This window comes from Pseudoalteromonas sp. SWN166, from assembly GCF_015864485.1.
Taxonomy (GTDB): Bacteria; Pseudomonadota; Gammaproteobacteria; order Enterobacterales; family Alteromonadaceae; genus Pseudoalteromonas.
Map to the genome: position 1 here is coordinate 1 of NZ_JADYXB010000046.1, position 23,706 is coordinate 23,706.

Below are 23,706 nucleotides of genomic sequence, written 5' to 3' on the forward strand. Positions count from 1 at the left end.
TTTATAGATGCTAAATATAGCGTTAGTGATTATATCAACGGATATTACAACAACGTTAGGCCGCATCATTATAATGCCGGTTTAGCGCCAAATGAATCTGAGGTTAGATATCAAGATTCTAGAACTGTGGCCAAATTTTATTGACCACTACATAACGGTAAATCAAATAGTTACGGCACTTTAATTTACAAAACACATGAGTTACCGGAAATGGAATATTCAATGGCTACCAGTGCAAACTGGGAATACCAAAATGGGTATTTAATCGAAACGTCTACAGAAATAAAGTTAGTAAACTTAAGTCACCCTAAATTTGATGAGTTATTGAACTTGGAAAGTCTAATGCCACAAAATATTAGTGAATCATCAGAAGTATTGGTACTAAGTAATACTCTGCTAACGCTTAAATCAGAAAGCGATGGTATCGTTTATAGCTGTGATAGAGTTGTACACAAGAGCTAACAAGCAATTAATAGGAATAAAGACAGTGGGCTATCTCACTTCGCTTATATTTTTGCCTCTTTATTGAGGTTATAGTTTTTATCTAAGCTATAGAATTATAAAACGATCTAAGGAATTTAAATGAAATATGGATTAATTATATTAGTATTATTTTCGAGCTGTGCATTTGCTAACAATGAGCTATCCGTTTGTGAATCACATCAATCAAAGTATGAAAAACAAAGTTGTTTAAATCAGCTCATCGAAGAAAAAAAACGAGACTTAAGGGTTATTACGGCTGAAGTAAATGCTATTGTTGTTAGTCAAGAAGAGACTGGGATTTCTCGAGGTCTAGGTAAAGAATTCTCTCTGAATACCGAAAACTTTAAAACCTATTTAAATTCCTATTGTTCGCTTTATTTAGGTGCTACTGGTGCTAATATGGGAACCGGTTCAGTGGTTGCAAGTATGGAATGTGAATATGTTATGTTAGAACAAAGAATTAAAGCTCTTAGCTTCATCAAACGATAAACTAACAAGATTAATGTTGCAGCGTACACTATTGGCACAAACAGAAATTTGAACAAATAGCCCAATTACCTATTCATGAAACTTAATCTTCTTTGCTTATTGAGTGATCTTTCATTGTTTAGGTAATTGTTCTCTTCTATTACAAAAGCTTAGCTTTTTCAGAAAGCTATAACTATATTAATGAGGCTATAAATTTTGTAAACGGGGTAATATTTTTCTCTACACTTGCCACTTCTAATGCCGCTAAGTACTCACTTCTTTGCTTTTACTGTATTCATTCATTAGCTTTTACTGTATTCATTCATTAGCTTTTACTGTATTCATTCATTAGCTTTTACTGTATTCATTCATTAGCTTTTACTGTATTCATTCATTAGCTTTTACTGTATTCATTCATTAGCTTTTACTGTATTCATTCATTAGCTTTTACTGTATTCATTCATTAGCTTTTACTGTATTCATTCATTAGCTTTTAATGTAGAACTAGCAATATTTACATCATAAAATTTCTCACCTTTGCTTACCAAAGCCCCTAAATATCTACCGTTGTATAGAGCCTGTGACCTTCAAAAGTAAAGTAAATAGACTGATTAGAAGGCGCTAATCGCCTTATTTATCTTCCATAATATCTTTAAGTGCTATGCGTTTTAACTGTGTGCCATCGCGGTATCCTTTTGCTAACAAATCATCTAATACAGCGCCAGTGTAAAAGGTGTAGCCATTTTCTTCATCAACGGGAAGCTCGTATACAGAGCCTGATATTTGAGGCCAAATCCAATAATTCCCACATGGTGATAAGTGAGGTAGAACCATTGAACCTGAGCTTACTCTCCATTCATCATCATTTCTCCACGAACAAAACAACACATAACACGTTTTATCATCCACTGACTGAAATGTTAAAACAACCCATCCTTCTGGCTTATGCTTCATACCCAATTTCAACCCTTCTTTAGATTCAATAATAAGTTCAGCACTTGCACTAACCCTAACTTAATAAGTGAAAATAATCTGTATTTGGTCAAAAAATGAGATGAAAAAATTATAATGATAGTTCCCCTAATATATTTAAATATACAAAAACACACTGTTTTCGCCGCTTCTACGAGGGAAATTCAGATTTTTTGAAGAACTTTTTACGAGGTCGGACCAGTTCTCTTTACTAGATCTGTAATCATAGTGACTGCCTTTTAAAAAGAGTCGCCTGTGATGGATTAAGCAATGCAAATTTCAGCGGTTAAAAATCAAGCGTTCCATTGAGTATTAGTTAGCACTGGGAATTTATTTGAAAGCGCGATACTTCAAGCAAAAAATTGAAGCTTTTAGTCGCGATTAGCAAGGCAGAATAAATTAAGAAACCTTTATATTATTTCAAAGATAAAAGTTTCTTAAAAATAAGTAATTTGCTCATAGAAAAAATATTGGACTTAACTTTTTAATTTTGAAGTGAGATAAACCCTTGAAAAAAATACAAAATATTCATCGGCTCCAAGGATTGATAAGCCTAATTATGACGAAAGGAATATTATAAAAATGCTTATAAACACCAACCTAAGTACAATAAAACCTTTAATTTAACGTTTATTATCTATAGTGTAAAGACATTTATTTTTTGGGAGGCGAAATTATGACGGTTACAAAGACAAATGCTAACATTCACAGAGGTCGTTTTGTTATACGATTTTACTCCCAAAAAAATCAGTGCGTACTTAACCCTGAGTCATTTCAAGAGCTAGTTCAGGCATTTAAACTGGAATGTGATCCGAATGTGGAGATGTTTGCCACTCAACCTGAACAAATTGAAGTCACCATAGACGAAAAAAGTTCGTCGCTATACGCCCGACTTTTTAGTCTTATGCCGTTCCGGTTTCGCTGAGTATATTGAAATTCATCATGAGTCACAGGTGGATAACAGCTATCGCTCCAAAATTCACCTTTTTAACGAATACACTCGAAAAACGGCACAAATAGGTATACGGCTCATCATCGTCGATAAACTTAATACCATTTTTATGGCGAACCTGAATCTGATCACAATGTATTACTCAAAGCCATCATTTCCATTAACAATACTTTCTACTGGAGAACTAACCTTCGGAGAACTCATCGAAAGTTTAGAAGGTATTGCTAGTTGCCCGGTATCGGAGGCGTACGGGCTCATTGCTTCAAATGTATACAACTTCGATATGCAAAAGCCATTAACCGTCTCTACCATTTTGACGCGAGTTTACTTCGGATGATGGGATATAGTGCGGGCACCGACATTACTAATAGATACGGTAACGTTGAGTCTATTAAGTTTGCTGACAGTACAGGAATAGTACTTTCAGGTGATGGCAAAGAGACAAAACAACGTCTATTACCTCGAAAAGAGTTTGAAAAGTCCCTCGATGCTCAAGTCTTTTTATTAAGAAGCTCAAAGCACCCACATATTGAATTAACTGAATATCAAAAATCAACCGTTGCCTCACGGTTGATTTACATGTCTATGCTGAAAACGCTGGTTAGTGAGGGACACCCTGCTACAACCCAGGAAACATATAATGAACTCATAAAACGAGTCGAAAGTGAACATCCTGCAACTATTGCCACAGTCCACCTTAAATGGAAAACAGTTTGTCGTCATTGGCGCTCATGGGTTCAATCTGATTTTAATGATGAGGCGCTTGCTGAGCAAAAACGCACTAGTGATGTAAGGCTAAATGCGGCCACTGAAGCCTTCCTTCAGCACTATGTCTCTACCGTTTATTCGTGTAATAACTCCACTTTTAAAGGCGCATATTACAGAAATTATAAATTAGAAGCTAAAAAGGCGAGCTTAAAAAATAATGATATTAAAATTGCATCCCAACGCACCTTTTACCGGCGGTTAGGAGAACTCACTGATGCTGAAAACGTTGACAATTATAAAGGGCTTTCACCAGCAGAAATGAACAAGCGACTGACAACACTACGCAAACGAATTAAAACCTATTACGCAATGCAGCGCGTTGAATGCGACCGTGTAGTGCTGAATATGTGTTTAATTGATGACAAAACAGGTCAACCTACACCACCTATTTCTTTGTATGTAGCAATAGACGTATACACACGAATACCTATCTCAGTTGTGCTCAGTTTTGAAGCTGAAAATGCTGCAGGTGGGCTTAACCTTTTACGTCAAATTTTTATGGCGGATAGTAATCTTACAATGAGTGGCCGTAAACCGACTGCATTAATTATGGATAATGGCCCTGGGTTTAATAATCGATTGGTAAAAAAGGCTGCGGAGCGACTTGGGTTGAATATTCATTATACGCCATCAAATCAGCCAGCTAAGAAACCATTCATTGAGTCATTTTTTAACGTATTAAGAAATCACTTTTTTTCAGGTATGAAGATTGAGACGCAAAACGGAGAGTCGAGTATTGGATTTCAAAGTTATTCAGGCAAACGTACTAACCCGAAAACACTCGACACAATTCCATTAGCTAAACGCGCAGATATAAAAGTATCTGACTTTAAAAAGCTTCTGAATATATTTATAACAGAATACATACACATAGAGCATGAAAATGCTCGGCATATTCCTATCGAAAAATGGAAGCAGTCAATTATCGATACGCCTATGCCTACATTTACATATGGTCAGCTACAACACTGCTTCCACGTGTCCCAAGACAAGGCAACATATAAATTGCAGCAACGTGGAACTGTCAGGTGTTTGGGCCAAGATTATTCCAGTTATGAGCTGAAAAAACTCTATGCTGCTACTAAAACAGACATGGAACTAGGTGAAAACCCCTCTGTTTCTGTGTTTCATGACAAGCTAGATGCGAGAAAGGTAACAGTTCAAGCAACACTGCCTGGCGAAGACAAACCAGTGGAAATAATCGCTGATAATATTGACCTTTATGATGCAGCATTACCTGTCAGTTTTTCTGAGTTAAATGGCTCTGATACCCTGAGCCAATGCGGAATTTATCAAGAGCATTTCTCTCATACTCCTATAGGCCACTATGTTGGTCAAATAACTGAATTTGTCAAGAAAAAGCCCACACGTAAACAGCGTAGAGGCCCAAAAGTAGCATCTTTTAATGAAAATACGAAAAAGAGCTTTTCCATTGAGGAGCGAATAAAAGAATCTCATAAGGTTAATGCCCTTAAATCCCAAATTTCGCACTCAGGTGAACAAGATACTTACGCTGATACGATGGTGAGCCAGACTAAAGAAATGGCTCCAACTCGCTCTAATGATGAAGGAAATGAAAAACAATGGTAGCTATGCCTAGTACAATTTTCGCATGTGACGTACAAAAAAAGATATGGCAGAGGATTGCGGAAACCCACAATATGTATTACGTCCCATCAGAGGATAAACGAGCTCAACTTATTTATGGTGCATCCGGTGCTGGCAAGACGTATATATTAAAGCAGTATCACGCTCAATTTATACCTGTTACCACGCCAGAGAAAACTACAGTGCCAGTCTTTTATGTGGCTTTTAAGGAGTTTAAAAAAAGTACTGCTGAGATAACTCGTTTTTTAATCTCAGAGCTAGACGGAACAACACAAAATGCTCGTGCTTCTGCAGCTGAATTGGATTCTCAACTTGTCACACTGCTCAAAGGGCTAGAAGTAGAGCTAATCATTCTGGACGAAATTCAGAATATTGCCTCAAGTTATGATGGGATAGAGTTTCAACGAATTATTAAATATTTTTGCTACCTTATCGATAGCAACAAAATCCGTTGTTCAATTGTTTTTGCAGGCACAAGTAGTGCTAAGCGCCTTATTACATTTGGTAGGACTGCCGGTAAATTTGACGATGACGAGCAGATGTCTCGCCGACAAATGCGCCCCATTGAAATTAACCCAATCCTTCCTAAAACGAAAAACTGGGTTGCCTGTTGTAATTGGTTCATTCAACAAATTGGATTGCCAGTCTTAATAGCAGAAGAGCACAGCGAACTATTTGACCGTATTTATCTTGCTTACAGCGAGCACACTATGAGTACGATGCGCGATTTGTTTTTACGTAATAACACTCGAAAAGCAATGAATTATGAACAGCTTCTAGAAGCTTTATTTGAAAACTTTGAGAAATATGCAATTGGAGCTATCAACCCATTTGATTATGAACTCTTAACTAAAGAACAATTAGATGCATATATAAATGAGCAAGAAAAAAATCTTAGAAGTCAGCTCCATGTACGTAAACCATATGAGTCAGTGAGGTTATCCTAATGCGCTTCCCAATAACACCCTCGTACTACGAAGCAGAGTCAGCTATTGGTTATGTACTTCGCTTACTTAAAAGAAACGGCGTAAAATCAGAATCTCGCGTACTAAATAAAGCTATGCTAACCAGTATTATCAAAGGTAGGTCAACAAAGCACGAACTCCTTGATCACCTTATTCCTACTACTCGCACTTTATCATCATTAAGGATAAAGTGCTGGACACATGCGAGATTGCTAACGCCACAGGTTTGTACAGATTGTGTTAACCAATATGGGTATTTTAGGACCCAATGGCAAAATCCGTTTTTACGCCACTGTATTATTCATGAGTGTGCCTTGTTATCCGAATGCCCTCATTGCAACGCACCACTGCAATTTACTATTAATCTTCTAAATGGCTGCTGCACATCACCTTTGTGCGGCTTACGTTTAACGCACATGCCATTGAATGAGCTATTAAAATCACAAGAACAAGTCCACGATGCATACCTTATAGCGAAAGTGATAGTAGACGATAGCAATACACGAACGAGCTTCCCGCCAAGGGAGATTACCTCTACATTATTGAATAAAGCGGCTGATATTCTTAATAGTCCAGATAGTGCTAGATTGTTCTTAAATGAAAGGGCCAAACGAGTACCAACAGATGTACCGTTGAATATTGAATTTCACAAAATTGAAATTATTGTTCAGAATTTGCTATGTGAATGGGGGTCATTATCCACACTATATGGCATGTATAATAGCGAGTATATTCGTTCAAATGATCCTATGACTCAACTGTGGTTAGAAGCTCAAACAGCCTCCACTATCATCGGCATAACATTTAAACAAGTCGTTATTTTACATGAACTTGGGTTAATACGATCTGATTCAAAAAAGGCCTTGAGAACGGATACTCGCGTTGAAATATCAGGCATTTATACCTTTTTAGCCGAATTCAGTCACGATAAAGATTACGCTCCCCTTACTGAGCAACATCGTTTAATGGCTCTCCACAATATCTGTATAACAGATGTACTTATAGCCGCTAAAAATAAAGATTTATCAATAGTGTATAAACCTTCCTCAGACTTAATGCATTCCATATACGTCTTGCCTGAAGCATTCGACACATTTTGTAAGTTACATACTCAGCTTATAAGAGATAAAACGATGTCAGTTGCAAACGTTGCTGAAGTCACCGGTATACCAAAGGTTGAACTAATGAGATTGATTAATACCGGTAAGCTCAGACCCGTTTACATTCATGGCAGTGACTCAAAACGTATATATAAGAATGACACTTTGAAGTTGGCGAAAACACAAAACAAACAGCTATCACTCGGCATTTAGCATTTTATTACCACCAATTTTAATTTTTTAGATCGAGACTTGTTCTCTGTCTATGTTCTATTAATAACAATACTGACAGTTGACCAAGACTAACCGACTAAATACCAATAAGTTTATTTTCCCCTCTTTTAATTAAGGTTTAGTAAATTCATCCAAAGCTAAACCTTAATCACACCACATTTAAACTAACTCAAAATTGTAAATGGAGCTTTGCATACCTGCATTTTAGTTTTCACTTAAAGGGCTTCATTTTTCTTTATCCTAAAAACCCATTTTCTACACGATTTACTACACTTTTACTAAGTAAATATTAGCCTATAGTGTTCGCCACTAATTCACCGAATACTGAATCTACTTAATTAAGTGTCCATTAAAATAAAGTTTGAGTTCTACAGCGGCAGAATGAGAATTTTCGAGGCAGGATGAGAACTTTTTGGCTGGATGAGAATTCGTCTTGGAGCAATTTTTAGCTGTAAATAATTCTCAATTTAAGAGGCGCAGTACCCATAAAAATACAAGCTAAGTTATTGTTTTAAAATTTTATTGCTTGGCTGAGATTCTCAAGTTAAATGGCACTGATCATTTTTGGCCAGCGCCACTTAAGTTGAGAATTCGCGGCAGCTTGAGAATAGTTTTAATTTTAAGCAAGGTGTGGCACACAGATTGAGATTTATTAATTAGAGCTCACTTAAAATGTGAGTAAAATTAGGTTTAGTTGAATGGTTGAAAGTTAATTACATTAAGGCTTTAAAAACCTTAATGTATAAATACGGAATTTATGGATGGGTGATTTCCGGTTTGTGCCAGTGTAGGTCGGATAAGCGAAGCGCCATCCGACACAGTAAAATACCTTGTCGCTTATTATCAACATCTTATGTTGTCGAGTGGCCGGAGATGGATGGTCGCAACCTTAGACTCTTATTAGCAGTATATTAGTCAGTGTTAGTAAATTTTGCATAATTAGTAGTGATTTTCGTTCCTTTTTCAGTTTTTGTTATTATTGCTTTTTCAATAAAAACAACGGAGTTACCCAAATAGATCCTTACACTACCACTGGCTATTTCCGGTGTAGCCGTTTCCCACTTTGAATCAACTAACACTTCATAAGTAAGAGTTTTTGGCAAGAAAATCTCTACATTGTTACTGTAAACTCGATAATCATTATTTTTAGATGTTGTAACTTTATCTGAGTGTATCTTAATATCTGATGCCATTGTAGATGGCACTAGAAATAAAACACTACTGAAAATGGCTACAATCATTGAAGATAGCATTGCTATTTTGGATTTAGAGTGATTTTTCTTTAATGGGATTTCAGGCTGGAATAACTTAGTAACATCTAACTCAAAACAGGAAGCTAATGCTTTAACAGTTTCCAATGAACCTGAACCATTATTTTCTACTCTTTGAATGGTTCTTAAACTTACAGCACTAACATCAGCTAAATGTTGCTGACTCCAAGCTCTGATTTTACGTTCTTCTATAATTTTTTTAGCGTTTAGTTTCATTTCCATTTGTATTTCTCACATGAATATATTGAAGCTATATCCTGTTCAAAAACTCCTTTTTTGTATACGACACATTTGCGTCACCTTAACGACAGGTCAATGCCATACTGCTAACAGCTTTATCAAAGGACACTTTCCCTATCTTAGAGCGAAAACGTCCTTATTTCATGAGCTTCTATTATTATCAAATAGTGTAAATTATTACCAGCTATAAATATTATGCTTACTGTAGTTTATTTACACATATGAAAAAGGAGATAGTTTCCTTTTATTCTTACTAAGTTAATGACAACTCACCTGAGTGACGGCTTATCGCTCTTTCCTGACTATCAACTAATTACCAAAGCTAATTTTATTGTTCTTAAATAAATTAACTATGCTCTATTCTTAATATTTACCGCTTAAGAGTTTTGTGGAATAATGCCCGCCTCTTAGGGGAGTAGCCCGCTCAGTAATGAGTAAACTTATCAACATAATTGCACCTCAAGTGCATGGTAAGTTTGTAATGTTGTAGCAAGCGTTATCGGCGAGACCTAGGTAGGCACTATCCTCATGGCGGGAGATAGTTGTTTGCCTTGGTTTAGTATTCCCGCCTGTAAGAATCAATAATGGAAGTTTTTTTAACCTCAACCATCACTGTCACACTTGCCGAAATAGGCGATAAAACTCAGCTTTTATCACTCCTATTAGCCGCCCGTTTTCGTAATAAAGGCGCGCTTATTCTTGGTATTTTAGCCGCAACCTTACTCAATCATGGTTTATCAGCGTGGCTTGGGCAGTGGTTAAGTCATAGTTTTTCTTCTGAGTATTTACCTTGGCTTGTAAACATCAGCTTTATTGTTGTTGGCCTTTGGCTATTAGTTCCAGACAAAGACGAAGCTGTAAGTAGTAAATACGATAGCTACGGGGCTTTTTTAGTCGCTTTTGTATTATTTTTTATTGCAGAAATTGGTGATAAAACACAAATAGCGACGGTGTTATTAGGCGCGCAATATCAGTCTGTGTTTTGGGTCACGGTAGGAACTACATTAGGTATGCTAATTGCTAACGTACCTGTCATATACGCTGGTAATGCATTACTAAAAAGAATATCTCTAAACACCGTACATGCTATTGCTGCTTGTGTGTTTGTGTCATTAGGTATTTATGGCTTAGTTACAATTTAATCAATATTAAAGCTCGCAACTGTTGATTTAAGTGCGAGCTTTAGTTTTTCCTGCACGTTATTTATGCATTATTTACACAGTAACATCCCTTGGTTTGTGTAATTAAGAGGTTTGAGTTAAAACCTGCGGCTAAATTAGTGACCACAGTTTCAACAAAGCCACTTCCCTGAGCACAAGCTAATCCTTCAGAGAGCGGCCCAGCATAAACAAACTCACCGTTTTTATTAATAATAACGGCGGCAGGCGTTGCCGGAATAACGTGTTTAAGCTTTGGTGTTAATTCAACTTGTACAACCTTAATAGCTTTATTGGCAGCAAAAGAGGTTAACGATGAAATATGTGGCTTAGCCTGTATAGTACACCCGCAGTTTTTTTCTGTTATGAGTACTAACGTCGGCTCACCAGTGTCATCCCAATCCAATTGCTTTTTAAAGTTACTAAACCACTGCTTTTGCAATAAAACTTTTGAGCTATCAAATGGTTTAAGCTGCTCTAATTGAAAATAAATTAACCCTGCAACAACGCAAATTAGCCATGCAGATATGAGCGAAAATACGAAAGTGTTAGATTTATTTAAACTTGGCAATGCTTTGCTCTAGTACATCTATACTTACATCAATTAGCTGCACTTTAGCGGTTAACTGCTGCACCATTTGCGTATCTTGGTATTGATTTTGTCGCATATTATCGGTACTACTTGCTATTAACTCAGTATTACCTGCTTGCTCAGCTACCACTTGTGCAACTGAGTCAGAGCTTGAAGACACAGCGGCTATTTGCTCACTCATTGCTGAAATATTCTCTTTCATTGCGGTACTGATACTTGTTAAATCAACTACAAAATTTACACACTGACTCATTGATTGTGTTGATGTTTTACTATTATTAACGAGATCTTTGAGTGTTACACCTATTTTGTCGGTGGTTGCTTTACTGTGGTTCGCCAACGATCTCACTTCAGATGCGACAACTGCAAAACCTCGTCCATGTTCACCAGCACGGGCAGCCTCAATAGCCGCATTTAAAGCAAGTAAATTTGTTTGCTCAGCGATACCCGATATTTCATTAAGAAGACCAGAAATAACCCCCCCAGCTGCAACTAAATGACTTATTTGCTCTTCTGTATGATTAAGTAACGTTAATAACTCTCTACTTTTCGAATCTGTTTGATGAACATCTTCTAATGCATTACTGACAGTTTTAGTAATATGGTCGACTTGACTCTTAAGCGCTTCACTTTCTTCTTCAACAAGCTTAAAGCCATGTGCAACTTGTGAGCCTGAATTTGCTATATCATCCGTTTGCTGTGTACGATGCACAGCTCCATCTGCAAGCTGGTCATGAACTTCGATAAGCTCTCGCGAGTTTTTTTGCAGTGATTCTGATTGCGCTTGAACTTGCTTAATAACATCAGATATATATTCTAGCAATGTATTAAATCCAACCACAGCATCGCTTTTCGTATCATCAGCACGTAGGGAAAGTTTAATATTTTCAGGGTCTTCCATTATTTGCTCTGTCGCATAACTTAATGACAAGCCTGCACGGCGCTCGCGTTGCAATGTTTTAGCTATATAACCTGCGACTAGCGCTTCAACAATCGCATATCCTGCATGTATAAGTACTGTAGTAAAAGCGAGTCTATCAGGGTCAAATACGTAGAAACCTGTATTTTGAGTTTGAAGATAATAAAAAGATAAATGATGAACAGCAACAAATATAATTGCCGTTATAAAAACACGCCACTGTACAAACATTATAAGTACAGCCATTAAAATGAATATCTCAAAGTGGACTTCTATTAGCCCGAATGTTTGTTGGATGTGCAAAAAGGAGAACATCATAATAGCGGCTGCAACTACGTGTGCGGTTACAGCGTTGTCTGGATGCGTTCTGAGTAACCAAATTGGGAGTAAGCAAAGTGGCAAACCAATAATAAAAGCTTGAGTTAACGTACCAAAATACAGACCAACACCAATAGACTCAATAAATAAAAGACTAAAAATAATGGTAAACAACCGAGCGACACTAGACATAAAACCCTTAAATATAGCAACTGACTAAACACACAGCTTTATACGTAATAAAACTTAAGCTGGAGCACTTATTATTTGAATCTAAGTAATAAAACTTCAAACAATTGAAGACAAACTCAAATAGGCTTATTTTATTATAGGTAATATTTTTTTAAACGTTGGTGTTGCAGCTTGTTTTGTCCACTGAAAAATAACAATTTCAGTACATGAAATTACAGCCCCAGCTTGTCGTAACTGATCAATTGCTAGCTTTTTATGTTCAGGATTTCGAGAGCCGATAGCGTCTTGAATAATAATGACCTCAAAACCTCTTTGAATTAAATCTAAGCATGTTTGCAACACACATACATGTGCTTCAGTGCCTACAACTACAATTTGTTTTTTTCCATAGATTTTTAATTGCTCTAAAAACCCAGGCTCTTCGCATGCACTAAAATGAGTTTTATGAAAATACGCGGCATCGGGCAACATATTTTTGATTTGCTGATTAGTTTCGCCTAAACCCTTCACATATTGCTCTGTTATTAAGACTGGTATATCGTGAATAATAGCAGCCTGCGATAACTGCAACGTACTTTTTAAAATATTCGGAAAATCTTTAATTGCAGGGGCGAGCAACTCTTGTAAGTCTACAATTAATAACATGCTATTTTTTACATCAATATTAGATAAAACCACTATACTCTCCTCATAAGTAGTAACTGTTATCTTTATAGATTAGCTCATATCTTTATAGATTAGCTCACTATTTGAAAATAAAATCTTTAACTGAACGTATATTATTTGTAATTCAAAAATAAAAACTTATGCTATATTTACTATCTAGCTAAGTACCAACCTATCTACCCCTGAGAGTGTTTATAAGTGCGTTTGAGTAAATTTTTTTATCATATTATCATTATTTTTTTACTATGCATTCAAAGCACTTTTGCATCACAAAACTATGCTCAGCAATTACAACGTATTTCTACTGATGAAGGCCTCTCGCAAAGCTACGTTTTGCAATCACAAGAAGATGATATTGGCTACATATGGATAGCAACCCAACAGGGTTTAAATCGCTTTGACGGATATCAAGTCAAAACCTTTAATGGCGGCTTTGGCCTCGACAAACACTATATTTATGCATTATTTAAAACCAAAGATGGAAAAATCATAGTATCAACTGACCTATCTGGTGCATATATAATAGATCCCCTCACTTTAAAAACTGAAAAAATCTATTCTGGTCAAATAGATAAAGAAAAAAATAAGTTCTCTCCAATCACCGCAATGACTCAGCAACAAGATACTTTTTACTTTGCTATAGATGGCCAAGTATATACATTTGATGAGACGAGCAAACGCTTTACACTTAAGGTTACCCTCCCCAATAAAGGTGACTACATTAGATCGTTAACGGTATATAAAAATACTTTATATATTGGTACAAATGATGGCTTATATACTGTAAATATAGAAAATTCAGAACTTGTAAAGATCGCTCTTCATCCCCCAGAAAAAAATACGTTAGATAATGTAAACGTAAAATTTTTAAGTGTTGATAATGAATTAGGATTACTTGTTGGTACTGTTGAAGGCATGTATCAATTAGCATTTGATAATGAAAAAAATATATCAGCAGCTGATATTACAACTTTAATCCCTGATTATAATATATGGGATTATGCCAATACTGTTTACGGCGAGTTTGTTGCAACCGAAAGTGGATTATTTAGTTATCACCGCGAAACCAAAGAGTTAGAGTTCATATTAAACTATGAAAAAAGTAAGTTTAATATTAATGAAAACTCAATCAACGATCTAATGATTGATAAGTCTGGCGTGCTTTGGCTCGCGTCTAGAACCCAAGGTGTATTTACTTGGCCAATTAATACTCGACGGTTTAAACACATCTCCTTACCTGGCAACAACACTATTCATGCAACCTATCAAGACAATAATAATATTATATGGTTGGGAACCGAAGATGGAATTGCACGCTTCGACAAAGCAACAAACAAAAGCGATATATATTTAAGTTCTACCGACTCAAAAGCAATATACGGGGCATCTGCCGTTTATGATATTTTTGCGTCTTCAATTGGTGTTAATCAATTTCTTTGGCTTGTTACTTTCGATGGTTTTAAACTGTTTGATAAACAAACGGGTAAAATTATTGAGAATAAAGACACAGAGAATAATGTAATTAACCAACCCAATTTATTTGGTTTTGCTCAATTAGCCGCAGACAAATATGCATTTATGTCTAATGATAACTTTTATGTTTTTAATGAAACAACAGGTAAAACAAGAATTATTAAAGGGCTTAAAGAACAAGTCGATCCTTTATTTTCTTACGCTTTTTATAAACACCTCGACACACATCCTGAAGAGTTTGTATTTGGCACATCAAAAAGTTTTCTAAGGTACAACGAAAAAACTCAAAAATTAACAACTATATTTCAGTCATTTAACCCTAAAAAAGATATTTTTTATACGGTAGAAAATTTTTACTTAGACTCAAAGCGAAATATTTTATGGTTAGCAACCACCCACGAAGGCTTACTTGGTGTTGACCCAATTACTTATGAAAGAAAGCACTATATAGGATTAAAAAATTCATTTAATACTGATTCTATTTACTCACTACTTCCCGATGAAAATGGTTTTTTATGGACAAGTACCGACAATGGTTTGTATCAAATAAACCTAGATACACTCAATGTAATGAGTTATTCAGTAAAAGACGGTTTAAATATAAATCAATTTACACCGATAGCAGCAGCAACATTAAGCGATGGTCGTCTTATATTTGGTAGTAATGCGGGAGCACTACTTTTTGACCCTTTAGACTTTAACGAAAAAGAACAACTTAAAAAAAGTAACCTAGCTATTACTGATATCAGTCTTTTTACTAAAGAGCTTAATTATTACCCTAATAAATACCTTAGCCAACCGCTTGATCTCGATTATGAAGATATGGGATTGACCGTTAGCTTTTCTAACTTTTCTTACCCGAATGTTGATAAAGCATATTATAAAGTAATTCTTTCAGGGCCTACATCCCTTACATACGAAGACTTACAATCTAACCAAGTGTTTTTTACCAAGCTTCAACCTGGCAATTACTCACTAAAAATATCAGCGCATAATCGTGATGGTATTGTTACGAGCGAACCGACTACGCTTAATATCAATGTAGCCTACGCGCCATGGAAGTCGCCCTTTGCTATTGCCGCTTATATAGTTTTAATACTTGGGGTTTTGTTTTTTATTTTTTGGCAGTATCGAAGCCGCCAAGTTGCAATTGAACAGGCACATAGAGCCACTATCCATTCGCAAAAACAAACAGAGCTAGCCCTTAAAAATAATAAAAGTGGTGTTTGGAATTATCGCTTTAAAGATAACTCTGTAAATACACTCAGAGGAATTGAACTTGGTTATTCAGATTTACCTGAACGTGTACATATAAAACAATTTTTAGCACTTATACACCCCGATGATCAACGCCACTTTGAAAGTCAGTGGGTAAACTATTTCAAATACAAAAAGCATCAAAACTGGCAAGCAACTTATCGCTTACAGCACAAAGGTGGGCATTGGCTGTGGTATCAAGATACAGGGCAAGTTATATATGATCCTCAAACAAATGAGCCGTTATATGTTTCTGGCATATATACCAATATCACCGAGCAACGGGCTAATGAGCAACAAGCAAAAATTTTAGGTGAAGCGTTTAGTCAAATAAACGACTGGTTACTTATACTCGATGAACATTTAATGCCATTTTCAGCAAATAACAGTTTTATTGAAACATTTTCAAATGAACAAGCTGTGACTAAAATTAGTCCGAAGTTATTTATTAAGGCCATTGGTAAAAATAAATGTAGAGAGTTTGCTCATATTCTAAAAAAATTAAAACCGACAGAAAGCTGGCAAAGTGATACTTATATAAAAACAGCGAGAAATGACGAACATCCAATACATATAAGTGCTACAGCTGTAACAAAAGATACTGCTAGTTACTACGTAGTTGTTATTACAGATTTAACCGAACAAAAACGTGCTGAAAACGAGCTGCGCTATTTAGCTAATTTTGATCCTCTAACGCATTTACCAAATCGTAGTTTAATGTATCAAAACATCGAAAAAGCGATTAGATATGCCGATGAAAATAATACACAATGTGCATTACTATTTATTGATTTAGATAAATTTAAACCTGTTAACGACTCTTTTGGTCACGCAGTGGGTGATAAACTGCTGTGTAATATTACACAAAGAGTAAGCGGTATGCTTTGCGAAAATGCCAAACTTGGCCGCCAAAGTGGTGATGAATTTTTAGTGCTCATTCAAAATATAGAATCGCTGCAATCTCTTCGCAATACAGTAAAGAAAATTAGCAATGAATTAGCTAATAAAGTCATTATTGAAGACTTCTCTATTAATATTTCAGCCAGCATTGGCGTCGCTTTATATCCATTCGATGCTGTAACCACCGATATACTCATTCGTAATGCAGATATTGCGATGATGCACGCTAAACAAGACGGGAGAAACGACTTTAAGTTTTTTAGCGATGAAATGAATGAGCTGATAAAACAAAAGCTACTGCTTGAAAATGATTTAAAAGATGCAGTTAAAGACAACCGATTTTTTAATCACTATCAACCTATTATCGATATAGAAGAAAAAACAATAAATGGTGTTGAGTTACTTATGCGCTGGGAGAATAAAGGTCAGTTAGTATCGCCAGCTCTCTTTATTCCTGTCGCAGAGGAAACCGGTTTAATAGAACTCCTTACTGAGCAAGCCTTGCACCGAGCACTTATTGAACTTGCCCCTATACTCAACGAAAACCCATTGTTTTATATATCTTTAAACTTATCGCCTAAGCACATATTAAAAACAAATATAACGCAGCGATTGCTGTACATATTAGCTGAATCTCAAGTACACCCAAAACAGTTAAGGCTTGAAATAACAGAGAGCATTTTATTAGAAGATAAACTTAAAGCAGCCAAACAACTACAAAACTTAAAAGCGGCTGGGTTTAAATTATTACTTGACGACTTTGGTACGGGCTACTCATCACTCACCTATTTGAGCCAATTCCCTATTAATGTTATTAAAATAGATCAAAGCTTTGTAAATAGTATTGGTGTAGATAAAGGGGATGAGTCGATTATTAAAACCATTTTTTCGCTAGCAAAAAACTTAGATCTTTACTGCATTGCAGAAGGAGTGGAAACACGCGAACAGATGGCATTTTTAGCTGAAGTTGGGTGCAATGTATTGCAGGGTTATTACTTTGCAAGACCAATGAATGCTAAAGACCTACGCAAAAGCGATTGTTTTAGCAATATCATTGATTTGATTTGAAGCGTTAAAAGCGTGCCTATCAACTCTGCACGCTTTTAATAGTAACTAACTTGTATTAATGGATGTGATGGCATTCGTGGCTTTCTATTTGTAATACACTATTGTGTACATTAAATTTTTCAGCTAACAGTTGCTCTACCTTCAAACGACATGCTTCATCATGTTTTTCAATAGTACAATGCTGTTTAAGTACAACGTGCGCTCCTACTACAACACCGTTGTATTTACGCGTTACTGTGACGTTGTGAACATTGTGAACATGCTCCATATCTGTAATTACACTTTCAATATCAGTAACCTTAGGGAGTTTTGCTTTATTTAAACGCAAACCTTTTATACAACGAATAATAACCTTAATACCGGTGAATAATACGAAAGAAGCGATTAACATGCTCGATAAAATATCGATAACAACCCAGCCCGTAAAATATATAAGAATGCCGGCAACAAATGTTGATACGGTTGAAATTAAATCAAAGAATGAATGTAAAAATACCGCGTAAACATTAATACTCGCTTTACGGCCTTTATATAAAACCCATGCAGCTGCACCATGAAACAAAAAGCCAATTGCCGCAATAACCGACATCAAATAACTATTAATCGCCAGCTCATTACCTTCATGTTGATGAATAAACCGTTCACCACCTTCGTATAAAATAACTAAGCTGATTGCTAAGTATAAAAAGCCATTTATTAGCCCACCTATGAGTTCAGCTCGTTGATGACCATCGTTGTAGGTTTTAGCAAAGTGAATAGCCAGACTTGACGCAATGAGCGCAATAAACAACGAACTATTGTGAACAAACAAGTGCCCAGCATCAGCAAGTACAGCAAGCGAGTTAGAGTAATAAGCACCTATTACCTGAATTATCATAAATGAACACGTAATTGCTAGCGCAATAAGTAACCGACGACGCGAGGCTTGGTGTGTAGTGATTTCTGTCATGAAATGCTTGAATAACCTATACTTAAAATGCAAATAAGCCAATGATGGCTTAGAATGAAAAAGGGTAATGATATACAGTATCAATTATAATACGTACAGCCCTCAAACGCACTAAAAACTTAGTATAATCAAAAAAATTGTGCTAATAGTTAGTAAGTGAGAACAATAAAAATACAAATATAAAAATAACAAAATTATGGCTTAAGTACATGGAGAGTTGAGTGGATAACAACCAAGCAGATCAAGCATGGCAAAACATGGAGTTACTTCCGTTTTGCGTTTTATTCTATGATAGCAATACGAATATATTTAAAGTTAATAGCCAAGCGCAGAGTCTATTTGACTTAAAAGAACAACCACATTTTAAAAAAGCTGATTTTTCACATATTACGCTAACCAATCATCATAGTAAAAAAGAGCTCTTAATCGAGGAACTCTTCATTGATTATTTTATGGCAAATAACCAATGCCAGTTTGTTTTATCAAAACAAGCATATAAATTACTACTCAATGTAAAATTTGCAAAATTATCTAACTCAAACTGTATTATCATCATCGATATATTAAATAACAATGTAGATGAACAGTATGATTTCGATAATATCATTTCGAAAATTTCAACTGACTTAATTGATATTCAAAATGACGATGTTGATAAGCATATCAATTATGCATTAAAAGCAATCGGTACAGTTTGCCAAGCAGACCGAAGTTATCTTTTTAAATTCGCCGAAGATGGTAAAACCATGAATAATACTCACGAATGGGTCAATAATGGTATACAAGCATTTAAAGAGGACTTACAGGATCTTCCAAAAAACACTCTCCCTTATTTTTTTAGTTCAATGGTTCGCACTCACTTATTCAGAGTTAATAATGTAGCGACGTTGCCTATTCAGGCAATAAGCGAAAAAACAATTTTTCAGCAACAAAAAATAAAATCGGTACTTTGTATTGGTTTACGTTATGACAAAGAACTGGTTGGTTTTATTGGCTGTGATTGTGTTGTTCAACAGCGAAACTGGACTGATTTAGACCTCATTCGCTTAAGGTTAGTAGGTGAAATGCTTGCAAATGCTTTCAAAAATTTAAATTACAAAAAAGAGCTACAAAAAGCTCAGCAGCAACTTATTAAGGCTAATCATAAACTAAACAAACAAGTTAATACTGATGGCCTTACAAACATCGCCAATCGACGCTGTTTTGATCAAATTTTAAAATGCGAAATTAAGCGCTGCGCACGTAATAAAGAGCCTATTAGTTTAATAATGTGTGATATTGATTTTTTTAAGCGTTATAACGACAACTACGGACATCAGCTAGGCGATGAAGTACTAAAACGAGTAGCCAAAGCGCTGCACGATCTGTGTAAACGAGAAGGTGATTTAGCAGCTCGTTTCGGTGGTGAAGAGTTTACGATAGTTTTATCCGCAATCGATACAGAACATTGTCAAAGGTTTGCAGCTCTGATTCAGGAAAAAATTGCAGAACTAGCAATTGAACATAACTTTTCAAGTGCCAGTAAATACCTTACTTTGAGCATTGGATTTTATAGCTTTATACCCAGTCAAAAAACAACACCTAAAGAAGTAATAACTAACGCCGACATAGCCCTCTATAACGCAAAAGAAACAGGCAGGAATAAAATAGCCCGGTTTGAGAAAGCCAACTAAGTCGGCGCGCTGCAGTGAGTTTTAGTGGTTAAAAGTCGGCTGTAGTGATAATCTATACACGCTGAAATTATAAACAATACAACCACTCAGCGTTTAATTATTATAAGGAATGTTTAAATGGACCCAGTCACACAAATTCTCGACATGATTTTTACTGTTGAGGCTTTTTTACTTGTTTTTGTTATCGTGCTTTTAAAAAGTAGCGTTAAATTTGTACCACAAAACCGCGCCTGGTTAATCGAACGATTTGGTAAATACCAATCGACTAAAGAAGCCGGCCTTAACTTTATTATTCCATTTATTGATAGGATCTCGGCTGATCGTAGCTTAAAAGAACAAGCTCAAGATGTACCGTCGCAATCAGCTATCACTAAAGATAACATCTCACTTATAGTTGATGGCGTACTGTACTTTAGAGTACTAGACCCGTACAAAGCAACCTATGGCGTTGACGACTATACGTTTGCAGTTGTGCAACTTTCGCAAACAACAATGCGTTCAGAACTCGGTAAAATGGAGCTTGATAAAACATTTGAAGAGCGTGATTTACTTAACACCAACATTGTTGCTGCTATAAATCAGGCATCTGAGCCTTGGGGTATTCAAGTACTTCGTTACGAAATTAAAGATATTGTGCCACCTAACTCTATTATGGAGGCGATGGAAGCGCAAATGAAAGCTGAGCGTGTTAAACGTGCTCAAATTTTAGAATCAGAAGGTGACCGCCAAGCAAATATCAACGTTGCTGAAGGTAAAAAGCAAGCACAAGTACTTGCTGCAGAAGCCGATAAAGCCGAGCAAATTTTACGCGCTGAGGGTGAAGCAACTGCAATTACAACTGTTGCTGAAGCACAAGCAAATGCACTTATTAAAATAGGTGAAGCTGCAGATACAGAGCAAGGCCAAAAAGCAATTCAGTTAGACTTAGCAACTAAAGCAATTGCAGCTAAAGAAGCTATTGCTCGTGAATCATCAATTGTATTACTGCCAGACAACGCGACAGATGCAAGCTCAATGGTTGCGCAAGGTATGGCAATTATTAATAGTTTAAATAAAAAGAATTTGGGTTAATAACTAAATAAAGAGGTTTGTATGGATTTTATTACGCAAAATTTACCGCAAACACTTATGGTACTTGGTATTGTTGCTTTAATAATAGAAGTAGCTGTACTTGGCCTTTCTACATTTATTTTGTTGTTTTTTGGATTATCGTTATTCCTCACAGGATTATTAATGAGTTTTGGTATTTTACCCGACTCATTAACCACCGCCCTTTGGAGTAATGCAATTGTAACAGCAGGTTTGGCCGTTGTACTTTGGAAACCATTAAAACAAATGCAAAATCGCGTAGATAAAAAGCAAGTAAATAGTGATTTTGCTGAACTTACTTTTGTACTTACTAGCGATGTAACAGAACAAGGTTTAACTACACATCAATATTCAGGTATTAGCTGGAAGCTTAAAAGTGAGCAACCAATTAGCGCCGGTACTGAGGTTTTAGTAACCAAAAAAGAAGTGGGTGTTATGTGGGTTACGCCTAAAAGCTAATCATCACTTTAAAAACAAACACTGTAAATTGTAAGTTACAGTAAAACGGGCGGTTCAAACTGCCCGTTTTTTATGCCTGATATTTTAAATACAGCGCCTTGTTCGCTAACAGTATTATTAATCGCTTCATCAAATGCCGATGTCACAAGTAACCATTCAGCATTTTCACCTCCAAATGCGGTGCATGTCGGTTTTATTGCACAAAGCTTTATTGTTTTAATTAGCTCACCGCCTGGAGATAAGCATATAACACACCCCATTCCCCACACAGCTAGCCACAAATTACCTAATTGGTCGGTTACGCAGCCATCGGGATCAACATCAGTATTATTAAATTGATAAAAAACACGTGGCTCAGAGCAAGGTTCGCCAGTTTGCTCATCCAAATCTAATACATAAATACAACTCGTTAAAGAGTCGCAGTAATAGCCACGTAAACGTGCCTTATCAAAACACAATCCATTTGGAATACTCAAGTCACTTACAACGGCTTTAAGCTGGCGTTTATAATAACGGTATATTTTACCATCACCTTTTTTAGCATTTACATCCATTGTACTAAACCAAAAACCACCCCATGGATCGGCGCGGCCATCGTTTGAACGCCTGTTTAACAGTGTATTTTCAATATTGAGGATAAGATGGCGAGTGTTTGAATTAATATGATATTTATATAAACCAGTACTTGTACAAAGTAACAAGTGCTGCTCATCAATCCACGCTATTGCACTGAGCGTATCAGGCATATTAACTATTTTTAGTTGGCTTTCGTTGTGTGTATTTTTACTTAAAAGTAGTTTTTTATTTATGTCGACCCAAAAAAAAGTATTCAGCATAGGGTGCCAAAGAGGACTTTCTGCAAGATGATTCTGTGTGCTTTCAAAAATGGTTACGCTAGGATCAAACATAAATACTTATTCTTTATTATTAACAAAGCCTTGTAACCCCAAACTTTACCAGAAAACAGTTAATTTCGCGATGTGTACCTGGCTTTAATTTATCAACACGCCCTAGGCCGTATTGACCTTTGGTGGGTGAATTTGCAGCAGACTGTTTGGTTTTTAGGCAAGGCGGAGCCTATGTAGTGTGGTTATTCCCCATGAATAGGCGATAACGCAGCATAAATACCAAACATGCGCTGCCCAAAGGGCTGAGGGATCCCCACTTTATCCAGCGGCCTCTTTTTCGTAATTCAAAATAAAGTTTTTTAAACTTTTTTCTATATAGCTTTGTGTAATACGTCTCTTACATAGCTTTATGACTTGCTTGGCTAAGGTTAAAAATGAAAGAACTCGGCGATTCTTAACGCTATTTGCTTGAAATTTTATATGCCACTTTCTTTTTTCTGCTTCACACCCTATAAACCATAACGCAGTGCTCGCTATTGTGGCTATCAAGCATAATATTCCTATTCTATTTATGCCGGTGCTTTTACTAAAACGCCACGAAAAACCATATCTCAAACTTTTATCATCGCGGAAATTTTGCTCTATTTGCATTCTTTTACTATATAAACCAACTACTCGCTTACTCGTCATTGTATTGTCTGATGTCGCGAGTAACCATGGCTCTTTCGCTAAGTTTTGATACATTTTTGTATCTTTCGTAAATCTGCTTTTTCCTTTTCTTCCTTTATTTTTTCCATGATATACGTGTAAAAATGCATCGCATGCTGTCGGGCTGGACTGAGTTAGTCGTGCTTGACCTAACGCCTTTGGTATATCGCTGGCACCAGCCCTAAGTTGTTTTAATGTATGCCATTGTGATTGCATGGCTAGTTTACACTTCATTGAGCCTCTTAATCGACCTATCTGTAGTGGTACAGTAATTTTGGCCACCCATTAAGAAAGAAATGTTATGCTAATAAGCATACAAATTTGGGTGAAAAAATGACGAAATTAAAACGCGCAACGTATTCTGCAGCAATAAAATT

The 23,706-nt window shown here is 36.1% G+C and carries 18 protein-coding genes and 1 pseudogene; 11 read left to right on the forward strand and 8 right to left on the reverse strand.

Annotated elements, in window-relative coordinates; translation table 11 throughout:
• The 3 genes and pseudogenes from I6F49_RS20405 to I6F49_RS18140 all read left to right on the forward strand — a co-directional run.
• Nucleotides 1-144, forward strand: a pseudogene (locus I6F49_RS20405) (IS3 family transposase); the annotation flags it as partial.
• Between the two features lie 78 nt (nucleotides 145-222).
• Nucleotides 223-462: a hypothetical protein gene (locus I6F49_RS18135; protein ID WP_197181539.1), complete on the forward strand. Its 240-nt coding sequence runs from the start codon at nucleotides 223-225 to the stop codon at nucleotides 460-462.
• A gap of 120 nt (nucleotides 463-582) precedes the next feature.
• Nucleotides 583-972, forward strand: a complete 390-nt coding sequence (locus tag I6F49_RS18140; protein ID WP_197181540.1) for a ribose-5-phosphate isomerase — start codon at nucleotides 583-585, stop codon at nucleotides 970-972.
• 609 nt (nucleotides 973-1,581) lie between these two features.
• On the opposite strand, the gene I6F49_RS18145 is transcribed toward I6F49_RS18140, so the two are convergent.
• Complete coding sequence (locus I6F49_RS18145) at nucleotides 1,582-1,905, reverse strand: hypothetical protein (protein WP_197181541.1); 324 nt, start codon at nucleotides 1,903-1,905, stop codon at nucleotides 1,582-1,584.
• Between the two features lie 1,303 nt (nucleotides 1,906-3,208).
• On the opposite strand from I6F49_RS18145, the gene I6F49_RS18150 reads away from it, so the two are divergent.
• From I6F49_RS18150 to I6F49_RS18160, 3 genes are read left to right on the forward strand one after another with little or no spacing between them, the layout of a single operon-like run.
• Complete coding sequence (locus tag I6F49_RS18150; RefSeq protein WP_197181542.1) at nucleotides 3,209-5,233, forward strand: DDE-type integrase/transposase/recombinase; 2,025 nt, start codon at nucleotides 3,209-3,211, stop codon at nucleotides 5,231-5,233.
• On the forward strand, nucleotides 5,227-6,198 hold the full coding sequence (locus tag I6F49_RS18155) for a TniB family NTP-binding protein (protein ID WP_197181543.1): 972 nt from the start codon (nucleotides 5,227-5,229) through the stop codon (nucleotides 6,196-6,198). Before I6F49_RS18150 ends, I6F49_RS18155 begins: the two co-directional genes overlap by 7 nt.
• Nucleotides 6,198-7,529 carry a hypothetical protein gene (locus I6F49_RS18160; RefSeq protein ID WP_197181544.1) on the forward strand — a complete coding sequence of 444 codons (1,332 nt, stop codon included), beginning with the start codon at nucleotides 6,198-6,200 and terminating at the stop codon, nucleotides 7,527-7,529. Before I6F49_RS18155 ends, I6F49_RS18160 begins: the two co-directional genes overlap by 1 nt.
• A gap of 932 nt (nucleotides 7,530-8,461) precedes the next feature.
• On the opposite strand, the gene I6F49_RS18165 is transcribed toward I6F49_RS18160, so the two are convergent.
• A complete protein-coding gene (locus I6F49_RS18165; protein ID WP_197181545.1) occupies nucleotides 8,462-9,043 on the reverse strand; it encodes a helix-turn-helix transcriptional regulator in 582 nt (193 codons plus the stop codon).
• 602 nt (nucleotides 9,044-9,645) lie between these two features.
• Between I6F49_RS18165 and I6F49_RS18170 the strand changes: the two genes are divergently transcribed.
• The gene (locus tag I6F49_RS18170) at nucleotides 9,646-10,203 is read left to right on the forward strand and encodes a TMEM165/GDT1 family protein (protein ID WP_197181546.1); all 558 of its coding nucleotides are present in this window, start codon (nucleotides 9,646-9,648) and stop codon (nucleotides 10,201-10,203) included.
• Between the two features lie 61 nt (nucleotides 10,204-10,264).
• On the opposite strand, the gene I6F49_RS18175 is transcribed toward I6F49_RS18170, so the two are convergent.
• The 3 genes from I6F49_RS18175 to I6F49_RS18185 all read right to left on the reverse strand — a co-directional run bounded on the left by I6F49_RS18175 (nucleotide 10,265) and on the right by I6F49_RS18185 (nucleotide 12,917).
• On the reverse strand, nucleotides 10,265-10,789 hold the full coding sequence (locus I6F49_RS18175; protein ID WP_197181547.1) for a DUF6436 domain-containing protein: 525 nt from the start codon (nucleotides 10,787-10,789) through the stop codon (nucleotides 10,265-10,267).
• Complete coding sequence (locus tag I6F49_RS18180; RefSeq protein WP_197181548.1) at nucleotides 10,773-12,239, reverse strand: methyl-accepting chemotaxis protein; 1,467 nt, start codon at nucleotides 12,237-12,239, stop codon at nucleotides 10,773-10,775. The genes I6F49_RS18175 and I6F49_RS18180 overlap by 17 nt, the downstream gene beginning before the upstream one ends.
• Before the next feature lie 126 nt (nucleotides 12,240-12,365).
• Nucleotides 12,366-12,917 (reverse strand): hydrolase, encoded by a 552-nt coding sequence (locus I6F49_RS18185; RefSeq protein ID WP_197181549.1) that lies wholly within the window; start codon nucleotides 12,915-12,917, stop codon nucleotides 12,366-12,368.
• Nucleotides 12,918-13,103: 186 nt separating this feature from the next.
• Between I6F49_RS18185 and I6F49_RS18190 the strand changes: the two genes are divergently transcribed.
• Nucleotides 13,104-17,603, forward strand: a complete 4,500-nt coding sequence (locus tag I6F49_RS18190) for an EAL domain-containing protein (RefSeq protein WP_197181550.1) — start codon at nucleotides 13,104-13,106, stop codon at nucleotides 17,601-17,603.
• Between the two features lie 55 nt (nucleotides 17,604-17,658).
• On the opposite strand, the gene I6F49_RS18195 is transcribed toward I6F49_RS18190, so the two are convergent.
• Nucleotides 17,659-18,552 carry a cation diffusion facilitator family transporter gene (locus tag I6F49_RS18195; RefSeq protein WP_166421140.1) on the reverse strand — a complete coding sequence of 298 codons (894 nt, stop codon included), beginning with the start codon at nucleotides 18,550-18,552 and terminating at the stop codon, nucleotides 17,659-17,661.
• A gap of 257 nt (nucleotides 18,553-18,809) precedes the next feature.
• Between I6F49_RS18195 and I6F49_RS18200 the strand changes: the two genes are divergently transcribed.
• The 3 genes from I6F49_RS18200 to I6F49_RS18210 all read left to right on the forward strand — a co-directional run bounded on the left by I6F49_RS18200 (nucleotide 18,810) and on the right by I6F49_RS18210 (nucleotide 21,773).
• Nucleotides 18,810-20,225 carry a diguanylate cyclase domain-containing protein gene (locus I6F49_RS18200; protein ID WP_231615139.1) on the forward strand — a complete coding sequence of 472 codons (1,416 nt, stop codon included), beginning with the start codon at nucleotides 18,810-18,812 and terminating at the stop codon, nucleotides 20,223-20,225.
• A 117-nt stretch (nucleotides 20,226-20,342) separates the two neighbouring features.
• Nucleotides 20,343-21,296: a slipin family protein gene (locus tag I6F49_RS18205; RefSeq protein ID WP_166421766.1), complete on the forward strand. Its 954-nt coding sequence runs from the start codon at nucleotides 20,343-20,345 to the stop codon at nucleotides 21,294-21,296.
• 21 nt (nucleotides 21,297-21,317) lie between these two features.
• Nucleotides 21,318-21,773, forward strand: coding sequence for an NfeD family protein (locus I6F49_RS18210; protein ID WP_166421767.1), 456 nt, complete (start codon nucleotides 21,318-21,320; stop codon nucleotides 21,771-21,773).
• A 35-nt stretch (nucleotides 21,774-21,808) separates the two neighbouring features.
• Here the strand turns inward: I6F49_RS18210 and I6F49_RS18215 are convergent, their stop codons facing one another.
• Both I6F49_RS18215 and I6F49_RS18220 read right to left on the reverse strand, forming a co-directional pair.
• Complete coding sequence (locus I6F49_RS18215; RefSeq protein ID WP_197181552.1) at nucleotides 21,809-22,681, reverse strand: SMP-30/gluconolactonase/LRE family protein; 873 nt, start codon at nucleotides 22,679-22,681, stop codon at nucleotides 21,809-21,811.
• A 258-nt stretch (nucleotides 22,682-22,939) separates the two neighbouring features.
• Nucleotides 22,940-23,545, reverse strand: coding sequence for a transposase (locus I6F49_RS18220; RefSeq protein WP_197181553.1), 606 nt, complete (start codon nucleotides 23,543-23,545; stop codon nucleotides 22,940-22,942).
• Nucleotides 23,546-23,706 lie beyond the last annotated feature (161 nt).

Bases quoted from the DNA above. Each gene is read 5' to 3' on its own strand.
- I6F49_RS18135 (WP_197181539.1), top strand. From the start codon at position 223: ATGGCTACCAGTGCAAACTGGGAATACCAAAATGGGTATTTAATCGAA.
- I6F49_RS18140 (WP_197181540.1), top strand. From the start codon at position 583: ATGAAATATGGATTAATTATATTAGTATTATTTTCGAGCTGTGCATTT.
- I6F49_RS18145 (WP_197181541.1), bottom strand. From the start codon at position 1,905: ATGAAGCATAAGCCAGAAGGATGGGTTGTTTTAACATTTCAGTCAGTG.
- I6F49_RS18150 (WP_197181542.1), top strand. From the start codon at position 3,209: ATGATGGGATATAGTGCGGGCACCGACATTACTAATAGATACGGTAAC.
- I6F49_RS18155 (WP_197181543.1), top strand. From the start codon at position 5,227: ATGGTAGCTATGCCTAGTACAATTTTCGCATGTGACGTACAAAAAAAG.
- I6F49_RS18160 (WP_197181544.1), top strand. From the start codon at position 6,198: ATGCGCTTCCCAATAACACCCTCGTACTACGAAGCAGAGTCAGCTATT.
- I6F49_RS18165 (WP_197181545.1), bottom strand. From the start codon at position 9,043: ATGGAAATGAAACTAAACGCTAAAAAAATTATAGAAGAACGTAAAATC.
- I6F49_RS18170 (WP_197181546.1), top strand. From the start codon at position 9,646: ATGGAAGTTTTTTTAACCTCAACCATCACTGTCACACTTGCCGAAATA.
- I6F49_RS18180 (WP_197181548.1), bottom strand. From the start codon at position 12,239: ATGTCTAGTGTCGCTCGGTTGTTTACCATTATTTTTAGTCTTTTATTT.
- I6F49_RS18195 (WP_166421140.1), bottom strand. From the start codon at position 18,552: ATGACAGAAATCACTACACACCAAGCCTCGCGTCGTCGGTTACTTATT.
- I6F49_RS18200 (WP_231615139.1), top strand. From the start codon at position 18,810: ATGGAGTTACTTCCGTTTTGCGTTTTATTCTATGATAGCAATACGAAT.
- I6F49_RS18205 (WP_166421766.1), top strand. From the start codon at position 20,343: ATGGACCCAGTCACACAAATTCTCGACATGATTTTTACTGTTGAGGCT.
- I6F49_RS18210 (WP_166421767.1), top strand. From the start codon at position 21,318: ATGGATTTTATTACGCAAAATTTACCGCAAACACTTATGGTACTTGGT.
- I6F49_RS18215 (WP_197181552.1), bottom strand. From the start codon at position 22,681: ATGTTTGATCCTAGCGTAACCATTTTTGAAAGCACACAGAATCATCTT.
- I6F49_RS18220 (WP_197181553.1), bottom strand. From the start codon at position 23,545: ATGCAATCACAATGGCATACATTAAAACAACTTAGGGCTGGTGCCAGC.